This window comes from Streptococcus sp. SO4 (assembly GCF_030440055.1).
Taxonomy (GTDB): domain Bacteria; phylum Bacillota; class Bacilli; order Lactobacillales; family Streptococcaceae; genus Streptococcus; species Streptococcus nidrosiense.
Window position 1 is genome coordinate 43,485 of the sequence record NZ_JAQFJI010000014.1, and the last position, 21,816, is coordinate 65,300.

General features: G+C 40.6%; 13 protein-coding genes. 10 read left to right on the forward strand and 3 right to left on the reverse strand.

Going from position 1 to position 21,816, the window contains the following annotated elements:
- Nucleotides 1–5: 5 nt before the first annotated feature.
- Entirely contained in the window at nucleotides 6–1,022 is a 1,017-nt protein-coding gene (locus PCY08_RS08810) for an NAD(P)H-dependent glycerol-3-phosphate dehydrogenase (protein ID WP_049528397.1), read from the reverse strand.
- Between the two features lie 238 nt (nucleotides 1,023–1,260).
- Here PCY08_RS08810 and leuS point away from each other — a divergent pair, with 238 nt between their 5' ends.
- The 5 genes from leuS (at nucleotide 1,261) to PCY08_RS08835 (ending at nucleotide 6,869) form a co-directional block, all read left to right on the forward strand.
- On the forward strand, nucleotides 1,261–3,762 hold the full coding sequence (gene leuS, locus PCY08_RS08815; protein WP_301560095.1) for a leucine--tRNA ligase: 2,502 nt from the start codon (nucleotides 1,261–1,263) through the stop codon (nucleotides 3,760–3,762).
- A 258-nt stretch (nucleotides 3,763–4,020) separates the two neighbouring features.
- The gene (locus tag PCY08_RS08820) at nucleotides 4,021–4,434 is read left to right on the forward strand and encodes a YjdF family protein (protein WP_000447946.1); all 414 of its coding nucleotides are present in this window, start codon (nucleotides 4,021–4,023) and stop codon (nucleotides 4,432–4,434) included.
- Nucleotides 4,435–4,555: 121 nt separating this feature from the next.
- Entirely contained in the window at nucleotides 4,556–5,251 is a 696-nt protein-coding gene (locus tag PCY08_RS08825) for a GNAT family protein (RefSeq protein ID WP_301560096.1), read from the forward strand.
- A 411-nt stretch (nucleotides 5,252–5,662) separates the two neighbouring features.
- Nucleotides 5,663–6,316 carry a DUF4352 domain-containing protein gene (locus PCY08_RS08830; protein ID WP_061863481.1) on the forward strand — a complete coding sequence of 218 codons (654 nt, stop codon included), beginning with the start codon at nucleotides 5,663–5,665 and terminating at the stop codon, nucleotides 6,314–6,316.
- A 130-nt stretch (nucleotides 6,317–6,446) separates the two neighbouring features.
- Nucleotides 6,447–6,869, forward strand: a complete 423-nt coding sequence (locus PCY08_RS08835) for a GNAT family N-acetyltransferase (RefSeq protein WP_301560097.1) — start codon at nucleotides 6,447–6,449, stop codon at nucleotides 6,867–6,869.
- Nucleotides 6,870–7,456: 587 nt separating this feature from the next.
- Here PCY08_RS08835 and PCY08_RS08840 read toward each other — a convergent pair.
- Entirely contained in the window at nucleotides 7,457–8,335 is an 879-nt protein-coding gene (locus PCY08_RS08840) for an AraC family transcriptional regulator (RefSeq protein WP_301560098.1), read from the reverse strand.
- Nucleotides 8,336–8,409: 74 nt separating this feature from the next.
- Entirely contained in the window at nucleotides 8,410–9,609 is a 1,200-nt protein-coding gene (locus tag PCY08_RS08845; protein WP_301560099.1) for an OFA family MFS transporter, read from the reverse strand.
- Nucleotides 9,610–9,831: 222 nt separating this feature from the next.
- On the opposite strand from PCY08_RS08845, the gene PCY08_RS08850 reads away from it, so the two are divergent.
- The 5 genes from PCY08_RS08850 to PCY08_RS08870 form a co-directional block, all read left to right on the forward strand.
- Nucleotides 9,832–10,440 (forward strand): NADPH-dependent FMN reductase, encoded by a 609-nt coding sequence (locus tag PCY08_RS08850; protein ID WP_000779599.1) that lies wholly within the window; start codon nucleotides 9,832–9,834, stop codon nucleotides 10,438–10,440.
- Nucleotides 10,441–10,465: 25 nt separating this feature from the next.
- Nucleotides 10,466–12,877: a flavocytochrome c gene (locus PCY08_RS08855; protein ID WP_301560100.1), complete on the forward strand. Its 2,412-nt coding sequence runs from the start codon at nucleotides 10,466–10,468 to the stop codon at nucleotides 12,875–12,877.
- A gap of 592 nt (nucleotides 12,878–13,469) precedes the next feature.
- Nucleotides 13,470–14,468: a Holliday junction branch migration DNA helicase RuvB gene (gene ruvB / locus PCY08_RS08860; RefSeq protein ID WP_301560101.1), complete on the forward strand. Its 999-nt coding sequence runs from the start codon at nucleotides 13,470–13,472 to the stop codon at nucleotides 14,466–14,468.
- Nucleotides 14,449–15,021: a nucleotidyltransferase family protein gene (locus PCY08_RS08865; protein WP_301560102.1), complete on the forward strand. Its 573-nt coding sequence runs from the start codon at nucleotides 14,449–14,451 to the stop codon at nucleotides 15,019–15,021. The genes ruvB and PCY08_RS08865 overlap by 20 nt, the downstream gene beginning before the upstream one ends.
- Nucleotides 15,022–15,503: 482 nt before the next feature.
- The coding region (locus tag PCY08_RS08870) for an accessory Sec-dependent serine-rich glycoprotein adhesin (protein ID WP_301560103.1) at nucleotides 15,504–21,816 on the forward strand (6,313 nt) is incomplete at its 3' end.

Consider the following 21,816-nt stretch of genomic DNA (forward strand, 5'->3'; position numbering starts at 1 on the left):
GGTGACTAAGACCACTCGTTCTCTGCCTTGAACTCATTGCTCATGAGTTCAGAAACGGCATCCTTAATATTAACATTTTCATAAATAACTTGGTAGATGGCTTGGGTAATAGGCATATAAACTCCTAGCTCTTGCGCCAATTCGTAAGCAGCTTTGGTTGTTGAAATACCTTCAATGACCATTCCCATATTTGCTTCGATATCTGCCAAGGCTTCACCACGACCAAGAGCATCTCCTGCACGCCAGTTACGTGAGTGGACAGAAGTTCCTGTAACGATTAAATCCCCAACTCCAGAAAGACCACTGTAAGTTAATGGATTTGCTCCAAGTTTAACCCCCAGACGGGTAATTTCTGCCAGCCCGCGCGTGATAATAGCAGCTTTTGCATTATCACCAAATCCAAGTCCATGGAGGGCACCTGCACCAACAGCGATGATATTTTTAAGAGCACCAGCTGTTTCCACTCCGATCACATCTGTATTGGTATAAAGTCGGAAGTAGTGGTTGCTAAAGAGTTTTTGAACATATTGAGCAGTCTGTAAATCTTTAGAAGCAGCCGTAATCAAGGTAATATCACGTACAATCGTTTCTTCTGCATGGCTAGGACCAGATACAACCACAATCTCACTACGCAATTCTTGAGGGATTTCTTCTTCTAGAATGGTTGAAAGGCGTTTGTGGCTATTGGGTTCGAGGCCTTTTGAAGCATGCATGACCACCACTTTATGATCCAAAACAGCAGCCACTTGTTGAGCTACCAATCTGGTCACCTTGGTTGGCACCACAAACAAGACAGCATCAACACCCTTCAAGGCTTCTGCCAAATCATGATAGGCAACAATTTTTTCGTCTAATACAGTATCCTTAAAATAGCGTTTGTTAGTATGTTGTGTATTAATTTCATCAATTTGATCAGGAATATTTCCCCAGATACGCACTTGGTGTCCGTTGTCATTTAGAACTTGTGACAGCGCAGTACCCCAAGAACCAGGCCCTAAAACAGCGATGGTTTGTTTGTCCATATTTTCCTCCTTCTGAGAAAGCACTTTCCTATATTCTACCATAAAAAGCCCCATCTTGCATCTATATTATTTATGAAGAATTAATTGAATGATAAATTATATATATTAGAGAATTTTTAGAATTTATTTGTAAAATAGTCTAGTGTTCATAGGTCAAAACAATAAAATCACGAAAAGAGAAACAATATTCCCCCTAAAAATGGTATAATAGGAGCATCACGAAAATTGGAGAGACGCTATGAGTTTTTACAATCATAAAGAAATCGAGCCTAAGTGGCAAAAATACTGGGCTGACCATCACACTTTTAAGACAGGAACAGATGCCTCAAAACCTAAGTTTTATGCATTGGACATGTTCCCTTATCCATCTGGAGCAGGTCTTCACGTAGGACACCCAGAAGGATATACAGCAACGGATATCCTCAGCCGTTACAAACGTGCTCAAGGCTATAATGTCCTTCACCCAATGGGTTGGGATGCCTTTGGTTTACCTGCAGAGCAATATGCTATGGATACTGGGAATGACCCGGCGGAATTCACAGCGGAAAATATTGCCAACTTTAAACGCCAAATCAATGCCCTTGGCTTTTCTTACGACTGGGATCGTGAAGTTAACACCACAGATCCGAACTACTATAAGTGGACTCAATGGATCTTCACTAAGCTTTACGAAAAAGGTTTGGCTTATGAGGCTGAAGTGCCAGTAAACTGGGTTGAGGAACTAGGAACAGCTATCGCCAACGAAGAAGTCCTTCCTGATGGAACTTCTGAGCGTGGAGGCTATCCAGTTGTCCGCAAACCAATGCGCCAATGGATGCTTAAAATCACTGCCTATGCAGAGCGTTTGCTCAATGACTTGGATGACCTTGACTGGCCAGAGTCTATCAAGGACATGCAACGCAACTGGATTGGTAAATCAACTGGTGCCAATGTCACTTTCAAAGTAAAAGGGACAGACAAGGAATTCACCGTCTTTACCACTCGCCCAGATACCCTTTTCGGTGCGACTTTCACCGTTTTGGCTCCTGAGCATGAACTAGTAGATGTCATCACAAGCACCGAGCAAGCTGAGGCAGTAGCAGACTACAAACACCAAGCTAGCTTGAAATCTGACCTAGCTCGTACAGACCTTGCCAAGGAAAAAACAGGGGTTTGGACTGGTGCCTATGCCATCAACCCTGTCAATGGCAAAGAAATTCCAATCTGGATTGCCGACTATGTCCTTGCTAGCTATGGTACAGGTGCCGTTATGGCCGTACCTGCCCACGACCAACGTGACTGGGAATTTGCCAAACAATTTGACCTTCCAATCGTAGAAGTCTTGGAAGGTGGAAACGTTGAAGAAGCTGCTTACACAGAAGATGGCCTTCACGTCAACTCTGACTTCTTGAACGGTCTCAACAAAGAAGACGCCATTGCTAAAATTGTGGCTTGGTTGGAAGAAAAAGGCTGTGGTCAAGAAAAAGTGACCTACCGCCTTCGCGACTGGCTCTTTAGCCGTCAACGTTACTGGGGTGAACCAATCCCAATCATTCATTGGGAAGATGGAACTTCAACAGTTGTTCCAGAAAGTGAATTGCCACTTGTCTTGCCAGTAACCAAGGATATCCGCCCTTCAGGTACTGGAGAAAGTCCACTAGCTAACTTGACCGACTGGCTTGAAGTGACTCGCGAAGATGGCGTCAAAGGTCGTCGCGAGACCAATACTATGCCACAATGGGCAGGTTCAAGCTGGTACTACCTCCGCTATATCGATCCACACAACACAGAGAAATTGGCTGACGAGGACCTCCTCAAACAATGGTTGCCAGTCGATATCTATGTGGGTGGTGCAGAACACGCCGTGCTTCACTTGCTTTACGCTCGTTTCTGGCACAAATTCCTCTATGATATCGGTGTCGTTCCAACCAAGGAACCATTTCAAAAACTCTTTAACCAAGGGATGATTTTGGGAACAAGCTACCGTGACCACCGTGGAGCACTTGTGGCAACTGACAAGGTTGAAAAACGTGACGGTTCCTTCTTCCATGTGGAAACAGGGGAAGAGTTGGAGCAAGCACCAGCTAAGATGTCCAAATCCCTCAAGAACGTTGTCAACCCAGACGATGTGGTGGAACAATACGGTGCGGATACCCTTCGTGTCTATGAAATGTTCATGGGACCACTTGATGCTTCCATCGCTTGGTCTGAAGAAGGTCTGGAAGGAAGCCGTAAATTCCTTGACCGTGTTTACCGTTTGATTACAAGTAAAGAAATCGTTGCGGAAAACAATGGCGCTCTTGACAAGGTTTACAACGAAACCGTTAAATCTGTTACAGAGCAAATCGAGTCTATGAAATTCAACACTGCCATTGCCCAACTCATGGTCTTTGTCAACGCTGCTAACAAGGAAGACAAACTCTATGTGGACTACGCCAAAGGCTTTATCCAATTGATAGCCCCATTTGCACCTCACTTGGCAGAAGAACTCTGGCAAACAGTCGTAGCAACAGGTGAGTCTATCTCTTACGTGGCTTGGCCAACATGGGACGAAAGCAAATTGGTTGAAGACGAAGTCGAAATCGTCGTTCAAATCAAAGGCAAAGTCCGTGCTAAATTGATGGTTGCGAAGGACCTTTCTCGCGAAGAATTGCAAGAAGTGGCTCTGGCTAACGAAAAAGTTAAAGCAGAGATCGATGGCAAAGAAATTGTGAAGGTGATTAGTGTCCCTAATAAACTCGTTAATATCGTCGTTAAATAACCAATTTAGTTGCTGATTTTCAACCTCAAACAGTTTCCCAAGCTGTTTGAGCCAACTAAACTCGTAAATATCATTGTTAAATAAGAAATGAATCCTTCAGAGCTAAGCTTTGGAGGATTTTTAAATTGGATTATGCTATAATTATCTCAACTAAGATAAAAACACAGTTCTGGTTGGTAGTCCAGACGTAGGCAAGCCTATCAGTAACCTTCCTCCTTGGTTGTCCATTCTTAGGGATAGATTTAAGGAGGTGCTGTCGTGGAAACAATTTCAATTGGATTGACAGTTTATTTTGAAGATGGATTTTGGCATGGTTTGTTTGAACAAGTGTATCGAGAAACTTATCAAGTTTGTCGTGTGACATTTGGTCAGGAGCCAAAAGATGATGAAATTCTAGAGATTTTACAGACTCAGTTTACTCAATTATCTTTTAGTCCAGAAACTACAGTTAAGCAACATGTAAAAATCAAGAATCCTAAACGATTACAACGAATGGTGAGGAAACAAGTAAATCAAAAAGTTTCTTCCAAGTCGAAAGAACTATTGCAGTTGCAGTATGAGGAAAGGAAAAAGATTTCAAAACATCAATCTAGTGTCCAAAAGCAATTGCTCAAACAAGAGAAATTCGAACGCAAACAGCAAAAACGTAGAGAGAAGCACAGGGGGCATTAACTCACTTGTTTCCATATTTGATCAATCCTCCATAAACTGGAGGATTTTTTGTAGATTACCTGTGAGATGTGATATACTATTCACATCTTTAAACTTATAAGTGTGAGGCAAGGAGAAAACTATGCCTGTAAATGAATATGGTCAGATGATTGGTGAACCTGTAGACGATACACCTGGAGTTTTACCGTCGCTTGTACGGATAGAAGGACAGTATACGATTATCGAAGCTCTGTCAGTGGAAAAGCATGCGGAGGATTTGCTGGCTGTTTATGGTCCAGAATCACCTCGAGAGATGTGGACCTATCTCTTTCAACCGCCAGTAGAAAATCTTGAAGAATTAATTGTTGCTTTAAAGCAGATGATTGAGCGCAAGGATCGCTTCTATTATGCGATTGTTGATAAAGCGACTGGAAAGGCGCTGGGGACTTTTTCTCTCATGCGTATTGACCAAGCTAATCGCGTGGTTGAAGTTGGCGCGGTGACCTTTTCGCCGGCTCTTAAACAGACAAGGATGGGAACAGAGGCACACTATTTGCTTGCTCGTTATGTCTTTGAAGAACTCAACTATCGTCGCTATGAGTGGAAATGTGATGCACTAAATCTCCCTTCTAGAAAAGCGGCAGAACGTTTGGGTTTTATCTACGAAGGCACTTTCCGTCAAGCTGTTATTTATAAAGGGCGTACCAGAGATACGGACTGGATGTCTATGATTGATAAGGATTGGCCAAAGGTCAAAGCTCGTTTTGAATCGTGGTTGCGTTCGGATAATTTTGATGAAAATGGGCAACAAAAACAGAAATTGGAGAGCTGTTGGTGATATTTAGGACTTATGCCAAAGCGAACGTCTATTTTAAACCCTAATTCATCATTATCTTCTGATAAATTAGAGTTTTTAACCAGTCTCTTTTCTTGCATCTAACTTAGATAAGGAATCGTCGACCGTTTTCTCTGTCTTTTATAATCTTTTTGGAATAGGAAATGATAAGTCTTCAAAGTTTCTCTTTGGAGATTTTTTGAGGTTTAATATATAAGTTGCAATAATTAGTATACAGGTAACCTTATTTTGAAAAGGATATTATTTTTATGCATGTTTGACATTTGAAAGTTTTAGGTAAAGGCATAGATAAAACATGGTACTGTGAATTTACATTTTATTCAAAAAACGCTTTTTTTTTTTTAGGAAATATATTATAATAGTTTAAAATAAAAATATTAAGGGAGATTTCTTATGGCTAAGAAAATCAAGGATGAAAATGGGAACATTTATGTGAAAAAAACGCCTTTTTATAAAAAATGGTGGTTCATACTACTTGTTGTACTTGTTGCATTTAGTGCTATTAAAGGAGGAAGTGGAAATAATTCATCGAAACAGTCAACTCCATCCAATTCAAGTGTCCAAGCAACATCATCAGAAGAAACTGTTCAACCAAAGGCATCGGAAGAAACTAAAAATACAAAAGAAAAAACAGCAACTAAGGTAGAACATAAGATTGGAGAAGTTGTTAAAGTTGGGGATGTTGAATACGTTGTAAATTCAAAATCCCTATCTCAAAATGTTGGTGGAGAATATGGAAAAACTGCAAATGGTATTTATTTAATTGTGAATGTAACAGTAAAAAATACTGGTAAAAAATCTATAACAGTTACTGATGATTTCTTTAAACTTTTAAAAGGTGATACGGAGTATGCAACAGATGGTGCTGCTGGTTTGTATGCAAATGAAGAAGCAAAATTTTTCTTATCAGAATTAAACCCCGAAAATAGTATTACAGGAAATGTGGTTTTTGACTTAAGTGATGAGACTGCCAATGCTTCAGGTTTACAGTTACAGGTACAAACAGGTATTTGGGGAACTCAAAAAGGAAAAATTAGTTTAGATTGATAAAATAGTGAAAAATGCATAAGTTCAGTTTTATTACTATGAGTTTATGCATTTTCTTGTTTCTTATTTGATCTTATGTTATTCTTTTATGAGAAATTCAGTAATTGAAAATTCTGATGGAGGAAAGAAAATGATTTTCATTAGAAATCAACAATCCGTCGATTTAGATGACGTTTTGCATCTCTACCAGGCAGTTGGTTGGACAAATTATACCAATCAGCCCCAAATGTTGTCCCAGGCTTTGTCTCATTCGCTAGCGACTTATCTTGCCCGTGATGGTGAGGAAATCGTTGGTCTAGTTCGCTTGATTGGAGACGGTTTTTCTTCGGTTTTTATACAGGATTTGATCGTCTTGCCTAGCTATCAACGCCAAGGGATTGGTAGCGCCTTGATGAAGCAAGCTCTAGCTGATTATAAGGATGCCTACCAAGTACAACTAGCGACAGATGAGTCAGAAAAGACTCTTGGATTTTATCGTTCCTTAGGTTTTGAAACCTTATCTAGTTTTCAGTGTACGGGTATGATTTTGGTGGACCGAAAAAAATTAAAATAATTTTTTTTTCACTTAAGCTAATTTTAAGTCTTGTCCTGTATTATGTAATCATTAAATAAAGACCTCCTAACTTTATTTAATAGAAATCCTAAACTTTTCTTTTTCATAATAATCTCCCTTAACTCCACCCAATCAGGTGGAGTTTTTTGGCTCTATTTCAGGCTTTTTGGAAATTTCCTAAAAATAATTTTCCGATATTTTCCGGTATTTTTCGGATTTTGGTCGGGGAATTGGCGGGGACTTTTTGGGTTGGATCTTGGTAATATTCATTAACTTTAGTCATTTGAAAAAAACTAAAAATAGTTAAGCTAACTTTAAGTCTGCCTGTGTATCATGTAACCATTAAATAAAGACCTCCTAATACTCTTCGAAAATCTCACCATACTTCGTTAGAGTCGACTTACCTAACTTTAGTTATGCTTGCGTCGCTCTGCCTAGTTTGATTTCGATTTTCATTGAGTAACCTTTATTTAATAGAAATCCTAAAACTTTTTTCATCATAATCTCCTAATAAAGTCACCCAATTTGGTGACTTTATTGTTTGATAAAGAAAAATCTCCCTAGTGAGTCACTAAGGAGAGAAATGGCTAAGATTCTTTTTTGAGTTGTTGATTTCGATACTGTCTGGGAGTTAACTGGAAGTGTTGTTTGAATTGTCGATTAAAATTTGAGAGGTTAGTAAAGCCAACCTGGCTTGCTATTTCTTGAATACTTTGATTGGTCTGTACGAGCTTTTCGCAAGCTTTTTCCAGGCGCAATCGTATGAGATACTCCATGCAGCTTGTCCCAGTGTGTTGTTTGAAAATATTCATAAAGTGATTTTTGCTATATCCAAACGTAGCAGCAAGCTGGTCAATTTGAATGGGCTCTGCATAGTGTTGCTCAAGATAACCAATCATTTCTTTTAATTTCTGATATTTTTGATAGGTATCATCTGTATAGTGTCGATTGACATACCTGTACCTAAAGAGAAGATAGAGAAATTCATAGAGTTTTGCCTTTAAAAGGAGATCATAATAAATACTCTGCTCTTCAAGGATAGAAAAAAGAGATAAAAGACAATCGCAAATCGGTTCATAAGCATGATCATCTGGCGAAATCCGAGGAGTGAGATAAAAATGCCCAGAGTATATAGGTTGAATATAGCGTTGGCTAAAGCTGTCAATTTGACTTCTACCTAAGAAATCTAAATGAATACGAAAAACTGTTGAAATTTGTTCTTGATTTTCAATAGGGTAGATAGCGTGAGGAGAAGTTGGCTGAATTAGAAAAATATCACCTTCATGACTTTCAAAGCGCTCAGAGTTGATATAGAAGGTAGCAGTTCCTTTTTTGACATAGACAATTTCGAGTTCAGGATGCCAATGATAAATGGTATTAGAAGATTGCTTAGATAAGATTTGTTTTTCAAAATCATAGTGAAAATCAGATGGGTTATCTCGTAAAAGTCTTGACTGCTGAGCCATGATAAAACCTCCCGATAAGCTATTTCTAGTTTTATTATACCAAAAAAACTTCCTTACATAGGAAGTTCTCTTTTTTAGCCTTTTTTCTTCATATAAAGGAAGTTGAGAAGAAGCCCCACAACTGCGAGAGCGATAGCAACGTAGAATGCGGCACTATAATTTCCATTGTTAGCTGCTGCCATTTGAACCGCAACTTTAGGTGCAAAAAATGCAGCTAAAGAATAACCTGTGAAGACGATACCGTAGTTGACTCCCTGATTAGCAGGTCCGTAGTTCTCCATGACAATAGATGGGAAGACACCCATAACACCACCGAAGCAGATACCAAGGCCGATGATTCCTAGAGTAAAGCCAAATTGTCCAGGGACGATTGTTAAGGAGAAGAGAGCCAATACGATAACAGAATAGATAATCAACAAGGTTTTTGAACGACCAATTTTATCAGAGAGTGAACCCCAGATAAAGCGGCCACTAGAGTTTGCGATTGAATAAAGAGAGACATAGAGAGCTGCTGTACCAGCAGATAGTCCAAACATGGATTGACCAATTGGGGATGCTTGAGAGGCAATCATCAAACCAGAGAAAGCACCGACAAAGAACATGCTGATAATGATGTAGAATAAAGGACTCTGTAGCATTTCTTTCCAGTTTTTATTGGCAGGTCCTTGTTTAGTCTGTACGGGAGCTTTCCAACCTGCTGGTTGGTAGCCACTTGGGGCTGCCTTGATGAAGAAAATGGCACAGATAATAACAACAATATAGACAAGTCCAATTGTTCGAAAAGCAAAGAAAGCATCTTGTTTTTGAATGAGACTACTTGCAACTGGTGACGCAATAACTGCAGCAAATCCCATACCTCCTGTTAGAATCCCAGAAGCTAAACCACGTTTATCAGGGAAGAGGCGAAGAGAATTTGAGAGGGCTCCTGAATAGGCGAATCCTTGACCAAGACCTGCCATCAAACCATAGGTCAAATAGAGCATAGCTGGTGAGCTTGCATAACCAGTTAGGAAAAAGCCACTAGCAAATAGAAGGGCACCAAGGGCGATTGTCCATTTTACATATCCCTTATCTACCAGATACCCTCCGAGAATCATAGGGATCGGTCCGATAGCTGAGTTGATGGCAAATGCAAGCATGATTTCGGACATAGACCAACCTGTTGAAGAACTTAGAGGTCCAGCGAAAACGGAAAAAGAATAGACAGCACCTGTACAGAGAAGAATAGCAGTTGATGCAGCTAAAACTTGCCAACGATTGAATGTCTCTTTCATAAAAAGACCCTCCTTTAACTTAATACATATTTTCACAAAGACTATAACATAGTTAAAAATAAGGGTCAATACTTTCTCGGAAAATATTGTTAATTTTTTCACTAACTTATACTAAACTAAGATAAACTGATAGAATAACACAATGTTTTAGGATTATCGATTTACATGATAGGCTAAAGTTGTATAATGATATTAAATCAAACAAATAAAGGGGGTAGCAAGATGAAATTAGTTGCTATCGTTGGAACAAATTCTGACCGCTCAACCAATCGGAAACTCTTGAAATTTATGCAAAAGCATTTTTCAGATAAAGCCGATATTGAGGTATTGGAGATCAAACAATTGCCAGCATTTAACGAACCTGAGGACAAGCTAGCACCAGCCGAAGTTCAAGCTTTTTCAGAAAAAATCCTCGAGGCGGATGGTGTGATTATATCAACACCAGAGTATGATCATACTATACCGGCCCCCTTAGCTTCAGCCTTGGAATGGATTGCCTATACCAGTCGTGCTTTGATTAACAAACCAACGATGATTGTAGGAGCTTCTCTTGGATTGCTTGGAACATCTAGAGCCCAAGCACACTTGCGTCAGATTCTTGATGCGCCTGAACTGAAAGCAAGAGTCATGCCAGGAACAGAATTTTTCCTAGGACATTCTGAACAAGTATTGGACGATGACTATAATTTGAACAATCCTGAAAAAGTCGCAGAGTTGGAAGAACATTTTGCAGAATTCCAAAATTTTGTTGAACTAACAAAGGCTTTGGTCAAACCAGAAGATACAAATCGTAAGAAATCTTTCATCTGGGAAGAATGGTTGAAAGCATAAGTATTTCAAGAAAGGAGAACAATCCATGAAATTAGTAGCTATTGTTGGTACCAATGCCAAACAATCCTATAACCGTAGTTTGTTGCAATTTATGAAAAGACATTTTGCGTCAAAAGCTGACATTGAAATTTTAGAAATTACCGATGTACCAATGTTCAATGAAACCGATGATCAAACAGATACACCTGTTATTCAGAAGTTTAACAAAGCAATTTCGGAAGCTGATGGTGTCATCATCTCTACACCTGAACACAATCATACAATCCCATCAAGTTTAAATAGTTTGCTTGAATGGTTGTCTTTTAACATTCATCCACTAGATGGGAAGCCAACCATGATTGTCGGAGCTTCCTATGATGTTCAAGGCTCTTCACGTGCCCAACTTCACCTTCGTCAGATCCTTGATGCACCTGGAGTAAATGCAACAGTTATGCCAGGAAGTGAATTTTTACTTGGTCGAGCTCATCGAGCATTTGATGCAAATGGAGATCTGATAGATGAGCGAACTGTTGATTTCTTAGATAGTTGTTTCTATCGTTTCCTTCGATTTGTCTCTGTTGCAAATCAACTAAACCTTCCTGAAGAAATCCGATTTGAACCAGGAACTTATCATGTTACAACTGAAGGTCACAATGGTAAATTACCGATGGAGGTCACAGTTTCTGAAGATCGTATTGAAAAAATTGAAATCGATTCTTCTGGAGAATCTTCAGGGATTGCAGATGTCGTATTTACCCGTATTCCAGCAGAAATCATTGAGGGGCAAACCTTAAATGTTGATGCGGTATCAGGAGCTTCTGTGACTTCAAATGGTGTTTTGGACGGAGTTGCGCGTGCGGTTAAACAAGCGGGTGCAAATCCAGATGTTTTACGCAAACGTTCAAAAGCACCATCTGCCCTAGATAAAGAAGATAAAACCTATCAGGCAGACGTTGTCATCGTCGGAGGTGGAGGTGCTGGCTTAGCTGCAGCAGCTGCAGTCTTACAAGCTGGTAAGAAGCCGATTGTTGTTGAGAAGTTCCCAGCAATTGGAGGAAATACCGTTCGTGCGGGTGGCCCAATGAATGCGCCAGATCCAGCATGGCAAGGAACCTTCGCAGCTCATCCAGGTGAGGCACATACGCTTCAAGAATTGATTGCGACAGATGAATCAACGATTGACCCAGAATATTTAGATGACTTTAGAGCCTTAAAGGTTGAGGTTGAGAAGTATTTGCAAGATCCAAGCTATTTGTTTGATTCTACCTTACTTTACCGTATCCAAACTTATATCGGTGGAAAACGAAAAGATTTACAAGGACATGAAATTCATGGCCAATATGATTTGGTTTCTGTATTGACTGAACGTGCCCTAGAGTCTGTTCGCTGGTTGGAAGACATCGGTGTTGAATTTGTTCGTAGTGAAGTAACAATGCCAGTTGGAGCCCTTTGGCGTCGTGGCCATAAGCCGGTTCAACCAATGGGTTATGCCTTTATCTCGGTTCTACAAAAATATGTTCTAGAAAATGGAGGCAAGATCTTGACGGACTCTCCAGTCAAAGAATTGCTTGTAGAAGAAGGGGTTGTCAAGGGTGTCAGAGCAGAAGGCCGTAACGGTCAAACCATCATCGTTCATGCAGAAGCCGTTGTTCTAGCTTCTGGAGGATTTGGTGCTAATACCAAGATGCTACAAAAATACAATACTTACTGGACCGAAATCGCGGATGATATTGCTACCTCTAATACACCAGCTGTAACAGGAGATGGAATCCTCTTAGGTCAAAGTGTAGGTGCAGATCTAGTGGGTATGGGCTTTAGTCAAATGATGCCAGTATCCGATCCAGTGACAGGAGCCCTCTTCTCAGGACTTCAAGTTCCTCCAGCTAACTTCATCATGGTAAATACTGAAGGTAAGCGGTTTGTAGATGAGTACGGTAGCAGAGACAAGCTATCTCAAGCAGCGATTGATAATGGTGGCTTGTTCTACTTGATTGCAGATGACCGCATCAAGGCAACAGCCTACAACACTAGCCAAGAAAAAATCGATGCCCAAGTTAAAGCAGGCACTCTCTACCGTGCAGATACGATAGAAGAGTTGGCGGTTCAGATTGGCATGGATCCACAGGTGTTAGCAGATACAATCAAGAAGTACAATTCTTATGTTGATGCAGGATTTGACCCTGAATTTAATAAGGGTAGTTTCGATCTCAAGTGTGAGGTTGCACCATTCTACGCAACACCAAGAAAACCTGCTGTTCACCATACAATGGGTGGACTCAAGATTGATACTTCAACACACGTTTTGAATGAACAAGGTCAGATTATTCCTGGTTTGTATGCTGCTGGAGAAGTCGCAGGAGGACTTCATGCAGGTAACCGTCTAGGAGGAAATTCACTTACGGATATCTTTACTTTTGGACGTATTGCAGGTCAAACAGCTGTTCAAGAAAATTGTTAATAATGGATTTAAATTCTTAAGCTAACTTTAAGTTTGCTTGTGTATTATGTAATCATTAAATAAAGACCTCCTAACTTTATTTAATGGAAATCCTAAAACTTTTTTCATAATAATCTCCCTAAAGAAGTCACCAAATTCGGTGGCTTTTTTCTTGTTTGCTTTTAGCAATTTCTAATTAGTATTTATTATTTTTGAACAAAATTAAAAACTAGAAAATCTTAAGTTAATTTTAAGTCTGCCTGTGTATCATGTAATCATTAAATAAAGACCTCCTAACTTTATTTAATAGAAATCCTAAACTTTTCTTTTTCATAATAATCTCCCTAAAGAAGTCACCAAATTCGGTGGCTTTTTCTTGTTTGCTTTTAGCAATTTTTAATTAGTATTTATTATTTTTGAACAAAATTAAAAACTAGAAAATCTTAAGTTAACTTTAAGCCTTCTCTTATATCATGTAGTTATTAAATAAAGACCTCCTAACTTTATTTAATAGAAATCCTAAACTTTTCTTTTTCATAATAATCTCCCTAATGAAGCCACCTAATCAGGTGGCTTTTTTGTTTGTGGGCTGGATTTTTGCTATAATAGGAGCATGAGTAGAATTTTAGATAATGAAATCATGGGCGATGAGGAGTTGGTAGAACGTACCCTTCGTCCCCAATATTTACGTGAATATATCGGTCAAGACAAGGTTAAAGACCAGCTTCAAATCTTTATTGAAGCAGCAAAAATGCGTGACGAGGCGCTAGACCATGTTCTTTTGTTTGGCCCTCCAGGTCTCGGGAAAACAACCATGGCTTTTGTCATTGCCAATGAACTGGGAGTCAATCTCAAACAAACGTCTGGTCCCGTTATCGAAAAAGCCGGTGATCTGGTAGCGATTTTGAATGACTTGGAGCCAGGAGATGTTCTTTTCATTGATGAGATTCATCGCTTGCCTATGTCGGTGGAAGAGGTACTTTACAGTGCTATGGAAGACTTCTACATCGACATCATGATTGGTGCGGGGGAAGGTAGTCGCAGTGTCCATCTAGAATTACCACCTTTTACCTTAATTGGTGCGACGACACGAGCAGGGATGCTGTCAAATCCTCTTCGTGCACGTTTTGGGATTACTGGTCACATGGAGTATTATGCCCATGATGACTTGACAGAGATTGTCGAGCGGACGGCAGATATTTTTGAGATGGAAATTACTCATGAAGCAGCTTCGGAGTTAGCTTTACGTAGTCGTGGGACTCCTCGTATTGCCAATCGTCTCCTCAAGCGCGTGCGCGACTTTGCGCAGATTATGGGCGATGGCTTGATTGATGATGTGATTACGGATAAGGCTTTGACCATGCTGGATGTAGACCATGAAGGTTTGGATTATGTGGACCAGAAAATTCTCCGCACCATGATTGAGATGTACGGTGGAGGTCCTGTCGGTCTAGGTACCCTTTCGGTGAATATCGCCGAAGAGCGTGAGACGGTAGAGGATATGTACGAACCTTACCTGATCCAGAAAGGCTTTATCATGCGAACTCGTTCTGGACGGGTCGCGACAGCCAAGGCTTATGAGCATTTGGGGTATGAGTACAATGAAAAATAAGCAAGAAATCCTAGATAGTGTTAGAGAAAATTCTGACATGATGGCTATTCTGACTATCATTCGAGACTTGGAGTTGAATGATTCATGGTTGGCAGCAGGTTCGGTTCGAAATTTTATCTGGAATCTTTTATCAGACAAGCCAGCCTTTGACTGTGAAACGGATGTGGACGTCATTTTCTTTGACCCTGACGTGAGTTACGAAGAAACGCTGGCTATAGAGAGCAAGCTGAAAGAGGACTTTCCCCAGTATCAATGGGAGCTGAAAAATCAAGTCTATATGCATCAGCATAGTCCCCATACGGCTCCGTATAGGAATTCCTGCGATGCCATGAGTAAATATCCTGAACGTTGTACGGCGATAGGTCTTCGCTTGCATTCTGATGCAACTTTGGAGCTCTTTGCCCCTTATGGTTTAGAGGATGTTTTGAACTTTCAGGTTTCTCCAACTCCTCATTTCTTAGAAAATGAAGACCGGATGAAGCTCTATCAAAAGCGTTTATCTAAGAAAAACTGGCAAGAAAAATGGAAAAATCTCATATTTAAAATAACTTAAGGAAACTTTAAGTTAGGAGTTGTATACTTATCTCATAAGTTAAGAAGACCTTAACTTTAACTCCTAAAACTTTTTCATAATAATCTCCCTATAAAAATTAAGTCGCCCAATCAGGCGGCTTTTTTGGTGGATTGAGGAGTCACTATATATCCGTTTGACCTTCTCAACTATACGATTTGTGTTTTTAAAAAGAGGGGTAAATGATTATTGTACAAAAAAACAAACTTTAAATACATACAAATTCCACAAAATGTATGATGGTTTGTATTAATATAGATATCTACTCAAATATTTGGACAATAAGGAATAAAATGTGATATAATAAAGTGTTTTAGAGAATAATCTATATCAGAATAGTTTAAACTTTAACACTAATTTATATGTTGGAGATGATCTGATTTTCCAATATAAGGCTAGTTTATCTTGAAAAATATTTTGATATTTTTATTTTCTACAAAAAAAGATCTCAAGGAGAAAAAACCATGTTTTTTAGACGTCAAGAAGGACGGTATAGAGAAACTGATCGTGTTACCCGATATAAGTTGATTAAATCGGGAAAACATTGGTTGCGTGCCTCAACGTCACTATTTGGCTTGTTTAAAGTTCTTCGAGGTGGTATTGATACAGCCCAAGTTACAACTGAAGTTGTAGACGATCATGTGTCTACCTCTTTAACTGGACTAGATATCCTCAAGGGGATAGCCGCTGCAGGGGCGGTGGTTGGTGGTGGAGTTGCTACTCACACGCAAGTCCATGCCAATGAACAGGTTGCTGTAGAGAAGGTGGTTGATGGAACCGACAACCTAGTCAATTCTGATCAGGTCGTTTTGGGAACGGTCAATAAAGATGATGAGCAACAAACTTCTGTTTCAACATCTACCTCTGTCAGTGAGAGTCTCTCAATCTCTGCTTCAACAAGCGCCTCGATTTCGGCCTCAACAAGTGCATCAGAGTCCGTAAGTGCCTCAACCTCAGCTAGCACTAGTGCCAGTGTATCATCTTCAACTTCTGCTAGTACTTCGGCTTCATTGAGTGATTCGACCTCAACCTCGGCTAGTGCTTCGACTGTTGCAAGCAGTTCCCTCTCTGAGGCTTCGCATGTAGAAGGTTCACAGACGGCTACTAGCGAAGATGCTATCAGTAATGACGGAGTATCCGGAGTTACAGTCAAGGCTAGCGATGTTAAGGTCAACCCTAGCCTTTCTAGTGCTCTGTCAACTGCAGAAAACTTCACAAGTCAAAACGCGAGTCTGACAGCAACCACAACAGCGACTCTTGCTGCGACAACAACTGCAGAAGCAAGTGCTAAAAAGCAAGCAGAAGACCGTAAAAAACTAGTCGCTCTTTCTGCAGAGATGGGTGAATATCTGGCTAAGGTTGCTGGTTTACCAAATACCGATTCAGCTATCACTAAGGTGAATGCTGCTGTAGTAGAGATTGAAAAAGCACTTGCAAATCCAACTGGTGATTTGACAGCAGTTGTGCAAAGGGCAACTTCAGCTCGTAACTCTATCGCCAATGCTGTTTTACGTGCTAATTCAGGTCAACGTGATAGCCGTAATGGGCAAGCGATGCCGACAGGGGAAAATCTCAGAGGTTTTGCACCAGTAACGCTAAATGAGCATACGACGGCAGCTATTCAACCAGGATCTTTTGCAAATGCTAGTCGAGAGGTTCTTTGGCGCATTGATATGAATTCTCAGAGTTCTCTTAACTATGTAGGCCTCATTGCGAAAGTGGATAAAAATACAACCATCACTCGTGTTTATTTCAATGGGGAACCAATGGAGAAACTTGGGGGTTCTGGGAATGAATATGTCTTTAATAAGCGTCATGACTTAAATAGGAACCTTGATGCGACTATTTTAGTCTATGCAACAGTAAACAATAATTCTAGTACAGCTACGCTGGATGCGCAAGTAGCTACAAGTAGTAAGCCATTTTACAGTAGCATGACTGCTGGTAACTACACTAGAGTTATGCATGACGAAGTTCCAACTGGTGTAGGTCAAAGATTAGGAAGTAAGCCACCAACTATTAGCTTGCCAAGTGAGATTGCTTATTATAATGATGATACCATTACACCTGTGAATATGATCCTTAGTGATGACACCGGAATGGCAAAAGTAGAACCTGGGAATAATCCTATTATCACAGGTTTGGATGCACCAGACTATCCATATAATATAGTAAATGGTAAGAAAATATACGGAGATCTTGCGACATATGACCGACGTGGGCATAAAACTGGATACCGCACATCTTATACGGTACATATTGTTGGAACCATTGGTCGTGAAGGAACAAATTGGCGGCCGTATGCGACTGGTGCTTATGCTATTGAATATACAGTGACAGACAAAGATGGTCAAACAGCTACAGCACGTATGACTGTCCGTATTAAAGGTTTCAACGAGCGTAACAACCCTGTAAGTGGTGCCACTGTTACAGTTAACAATCCATCTGCCTTGAGTCCTACTGAAAGAGCTCAAATTCTTGAAAACTTCAAAACAGCAAACTCAAGTATCATTTCTGGTTCAGACTTTACCAAGGATGGTGTGACAGGTAACATTACTGTGTCTGAAACAGGTGAAATCACCATCACTTACCGTGATAACACTGTGGATGTCGTCCAAGCAAGCGTGAAAGCCGAAACTGTAGTTCCAGTTCCTGCTGTGACAGTAACTCGTGATGGCAAGGCTATCCCAGCGACTCCAAGCCCAGTTTCTGGCCGTGGAGATGAACACATCGTCTATGCAGGTGATGACTTCACAATCAACTTTACTGCAACAGATAATAGTGGGAAATTAAGAGAGTTCAAGATTGTTCCTAGTACAAATGCGGCCCACTCAGGATTAAGAGACAATTACTTTGAAAATTCTCAATATGGTATAGGTTCTGTAGGATACTTGACAGGAGATATCACAGCTACGCCAACAAGTCCTGCTACGATTACGGTCAATGGTCATATGAAAGACGACCTGGAGTGGAATTCAGGAAATAGTTGGCAGCGGAATGCAATTGCAACTGACCAGGTAGGGAATGTCAACGGAACTAATGGAACTGGTAATGTCCGTATCACTCAAGGACAACTCAAAGACCGTTTGCCTGTTACAAAACCAGCTAAGACACTGGTTGGTGATAAGAACAACCTGACAGAGCAAGAAAGAACAGATATCAAGAATGCTATCTTTGCTAAAAATCCTCAAGATGCTCACCGCATCAAATCGATTGATGTTTCAAGTAATGGTACAGCAACGATTACCTATAAGGATTTAACGACTAATACCCTTCAGCAAATAGATACAGTTGAAGAGCGTCCAAGAGTTGGAGTGACGGTAACTCGTGATGGTCAACCAATTCCAGCGACTCAAAGTCCGCGTGCAGACCGAGGTATGGAACACATCGTCTATGCTGGCGATGACTTTACAGTTGACTTTACTGCATCTGATAATAGCGGGAAATTGAAGGAGTTCAAAATTGTTGCCAAGGCTGCAGCTAGTGGAAATGCCCTAACAAGCAACTTCTTCCAAGGTGATACTGGTACAGGAAATGAGTATGGTACAGGTACAGTTGCCCACCTAACTGGGGATATCAATGCTCCTGAGAGCAATCCATCTCATATCGTTGTCAGAGCCCATCTTAAAGATGATTTGCAATATAGTTCGGGTAATTCATGGCAACGAAATGCGGTTGCTACAGACCAAGCAAACAATACAAATTTCACAACAGGATGGGGTAATGTTCGTATTACTCAAGGACAACTGAAAGACCGTCTTGCGGTGACAAATCCTGACTTTACACCTGTTGTAGATAAAAACAATCTGACAGATCCTGAAAAAACAGCTGTCAAGAATGCCATCTATGCTAAGAATAATCAGACAACTCACCGTATCAAAGATATTGAAGTTCAAGCGAACGGTACAGCAACAATTGTCTACAAAGATGGTACACGTAGTACTCCAATTCCACAGTCAGTGACAGTCAATGAACGACCAAAACTGGTGATTAAGTATGACAGACCAGATGTTAAAGAAATCGATATCTATCGTGGGGAACCTACTAACCTAACATTTAGTGCGACCGATGATTCTGGCAAGATTTCTTCATTGAAGTTTGAAAGAGAAACTTCGCCAGATGATTCAGCTGGGTCTGACTATGCAGCCTATGTTGGTCTCAATCGTTCAAATCCAATCACCAGTTTGACAGACCAAGCAAATGCAACCATTACTATCACTGGTAATCTGGATAAGAGATTTGCTCCTGGTCAGTCCTTTGTCCGCTATTTGATGGCGAAAGATGACCGTAATACCACTGATAGTGACCACGCTAAAAATGGTGTTGCCGACAATGGTTATGTTAAGTTTGTTATCAAGAGTCTGACAAATAAATATCATGCTGTAGCTAAGGTGCCAACAGTTTATACTTATGTAGGCGAAACAGCAGATGATTTGTCAAATGCGGCTAACTTTGTACAACTTGAAGGTGGCAAACAACTACCACAAGGTGCTACTGTCGCTTGGGTGGAAGGTAAAGGAATTGATACGACTAACTCTGGGGATAATAAAAAAGCTGTAGCCAGAGTGACCTATGTAGATGGTTCTTACGAGGATGTTACGATCACCTACAGTACCATGACCTCTATCGCGCCTAAAGCTCCGATTAATGATATTCAAGGAACAACTCCTCACAATGGTGATGGTTCAAACTGGCTTAACTATGCATTTCAAGCGGGGGATGATTGGTTCCCAGGTGGTTCTCAACAAACATGGACAGATGAAAATGGGAATCGCTTATCAAATGCTCCTATCACTACGACAGAGGCTGGACAACAACGCTTCAAACTAACCTTTACGTTCCCTAAAGGTCGTCTGGGTGAGACAGATAGTGCGAAATTGCTTAGCAAGACAGTAGATGTTATTCATAATGTTTACAAGTTTGAGTCTAATCGTTCTTATATCTTTACTCAAGGTCAGACAAGTGATGCGGCTTACCAACAAGTGGTTGCAAATCCAAGAGATTCTATCACCAAGGTGACAGGTAGCCCTGACTATAATGTAAATAATACGAATTTCAGCTGGGTTGATGGGGCTCCAGACCTTTCAACTGTTGGTCGATTTACAAAGAATGTAGAAGTTGAGTTGCCAGCAGATGGTACAGGTACACGTGTCAAACAGCGTGTCCCAATTACTTACACAGTCAATCCACAAGCGCCACAAATCACTGATGATCAAGTAAATAATACAGGTGGTTTACCAAACAAGGCAATCACTGTTACGAATGTCACACCTGGAGCTCTTGTAACATTAACATTAGCTGGTCATACATTCACGAAGACTGCTAAGGACAATGAAACAAGCGTCACATTTGATCCGACGGAGGATTTGCAGGATGCTTATGATGGCAATAACGGTCTTCTTCCAACAGGCGATGTAACTGTTAAGCAAGAGAAGACAGTCAGTCTACCGGGTGGTGGAACTGAAACCTTGACTTCAGCTACAACGACGAAGACGATTACCAAGGAAACTGAAAGTCCAGAAGCTACCTTTGAACTTTATGTCAAGAACGATAAGACTGGCCTATGGGAAAAACAAACGATTAAGAATAATATTCGTCCAGGAGTTAGTGGTTACGAAGTCTTCGCAGGAGACCAGGTTAAAGTTGTCTTAACTGCTAAAGATAATAGTGGTAAGATTAAAACTCTGAAACTTTACGATGGAAGAAATGACCAAAGTAAAATCTTCCAAGATGGCTACTCAACAAATGATAATGCACCTGGATTCAAGGATACGCCAACTGAAGCTTCAGTAACAAATCCGAAAGTATTAGAGTATACTGCTACTTATGGAGAAAATGTACAGTATGCAGATGGTAATAAATGGTCTCGTAATGTCAGAGCTGTAGATTTATCAGATAATGAGATTAGAAATCCAGCGACAGTAGTTGCACAAGGGAAACTGAATGAAAAATTCCCAGGTATTAAACCAAGTAGTGCTATCCAAGTTTCTAATCTAACTTCATTGACACAAGATGATCTTGATAAGATTCTTGCTGCAGTGAAGGCAGTCAACCCTGAGTCAGATTTCCGTATTAAATCGTACGATATTGATAGCAATGGAACTGTGACAATTACCTACAAAGATGGAACAAAAAACACAGTAACTCCAGATTTGTCAGATTCGGATCACAAGTCAGAATCAGCAAGTACGTCCGCCTCAACAAGTGCAAGTACATCTGCATCTGAGTCAGCCTCAACGAGTGCAAGTACATCTGATTCAACAAGTGCAAGCGTATCGGCAAGTACGTCCGCTTCAACAAGTGCAAGCACGTCAACAAGTACATCAGCGTCAACGAGCGCAAGTGCATCGGCAAGTACGTCAGCTTCAACAAGCGCAAGCACATCAGCAAGTACATCCGCATCAACAAGTGCAAGTACATCAGCTTCAACAAGCGCAAGCACATCGGCAAGTACATCTGCATCAACGAGCGCAAGTACGTCAGCAAGTACGTCGGCAAGTACATCTGCTTCAACAAGCGCAAGCACATCAGCAAGCACATCTGCCTCAACAAGCGCAAGTACATCGGCAAGCACGTCCGCATCAACAAGTGCAAGCACGTCAGCAAGTACATCAGCCTCAACAAGCGCAAGCACATCGGCAAGCACGTCCGCATCAACAAGTGCAAGCACGTCAGCAAGTACATCTGCATCAACGAGCGCAAGTACATCGGCTAGCACATCAGCCTCAACAAGCGCAAGTACGTCAGCAAGTACGTCAGCTTCAACAAGCGCAAGCA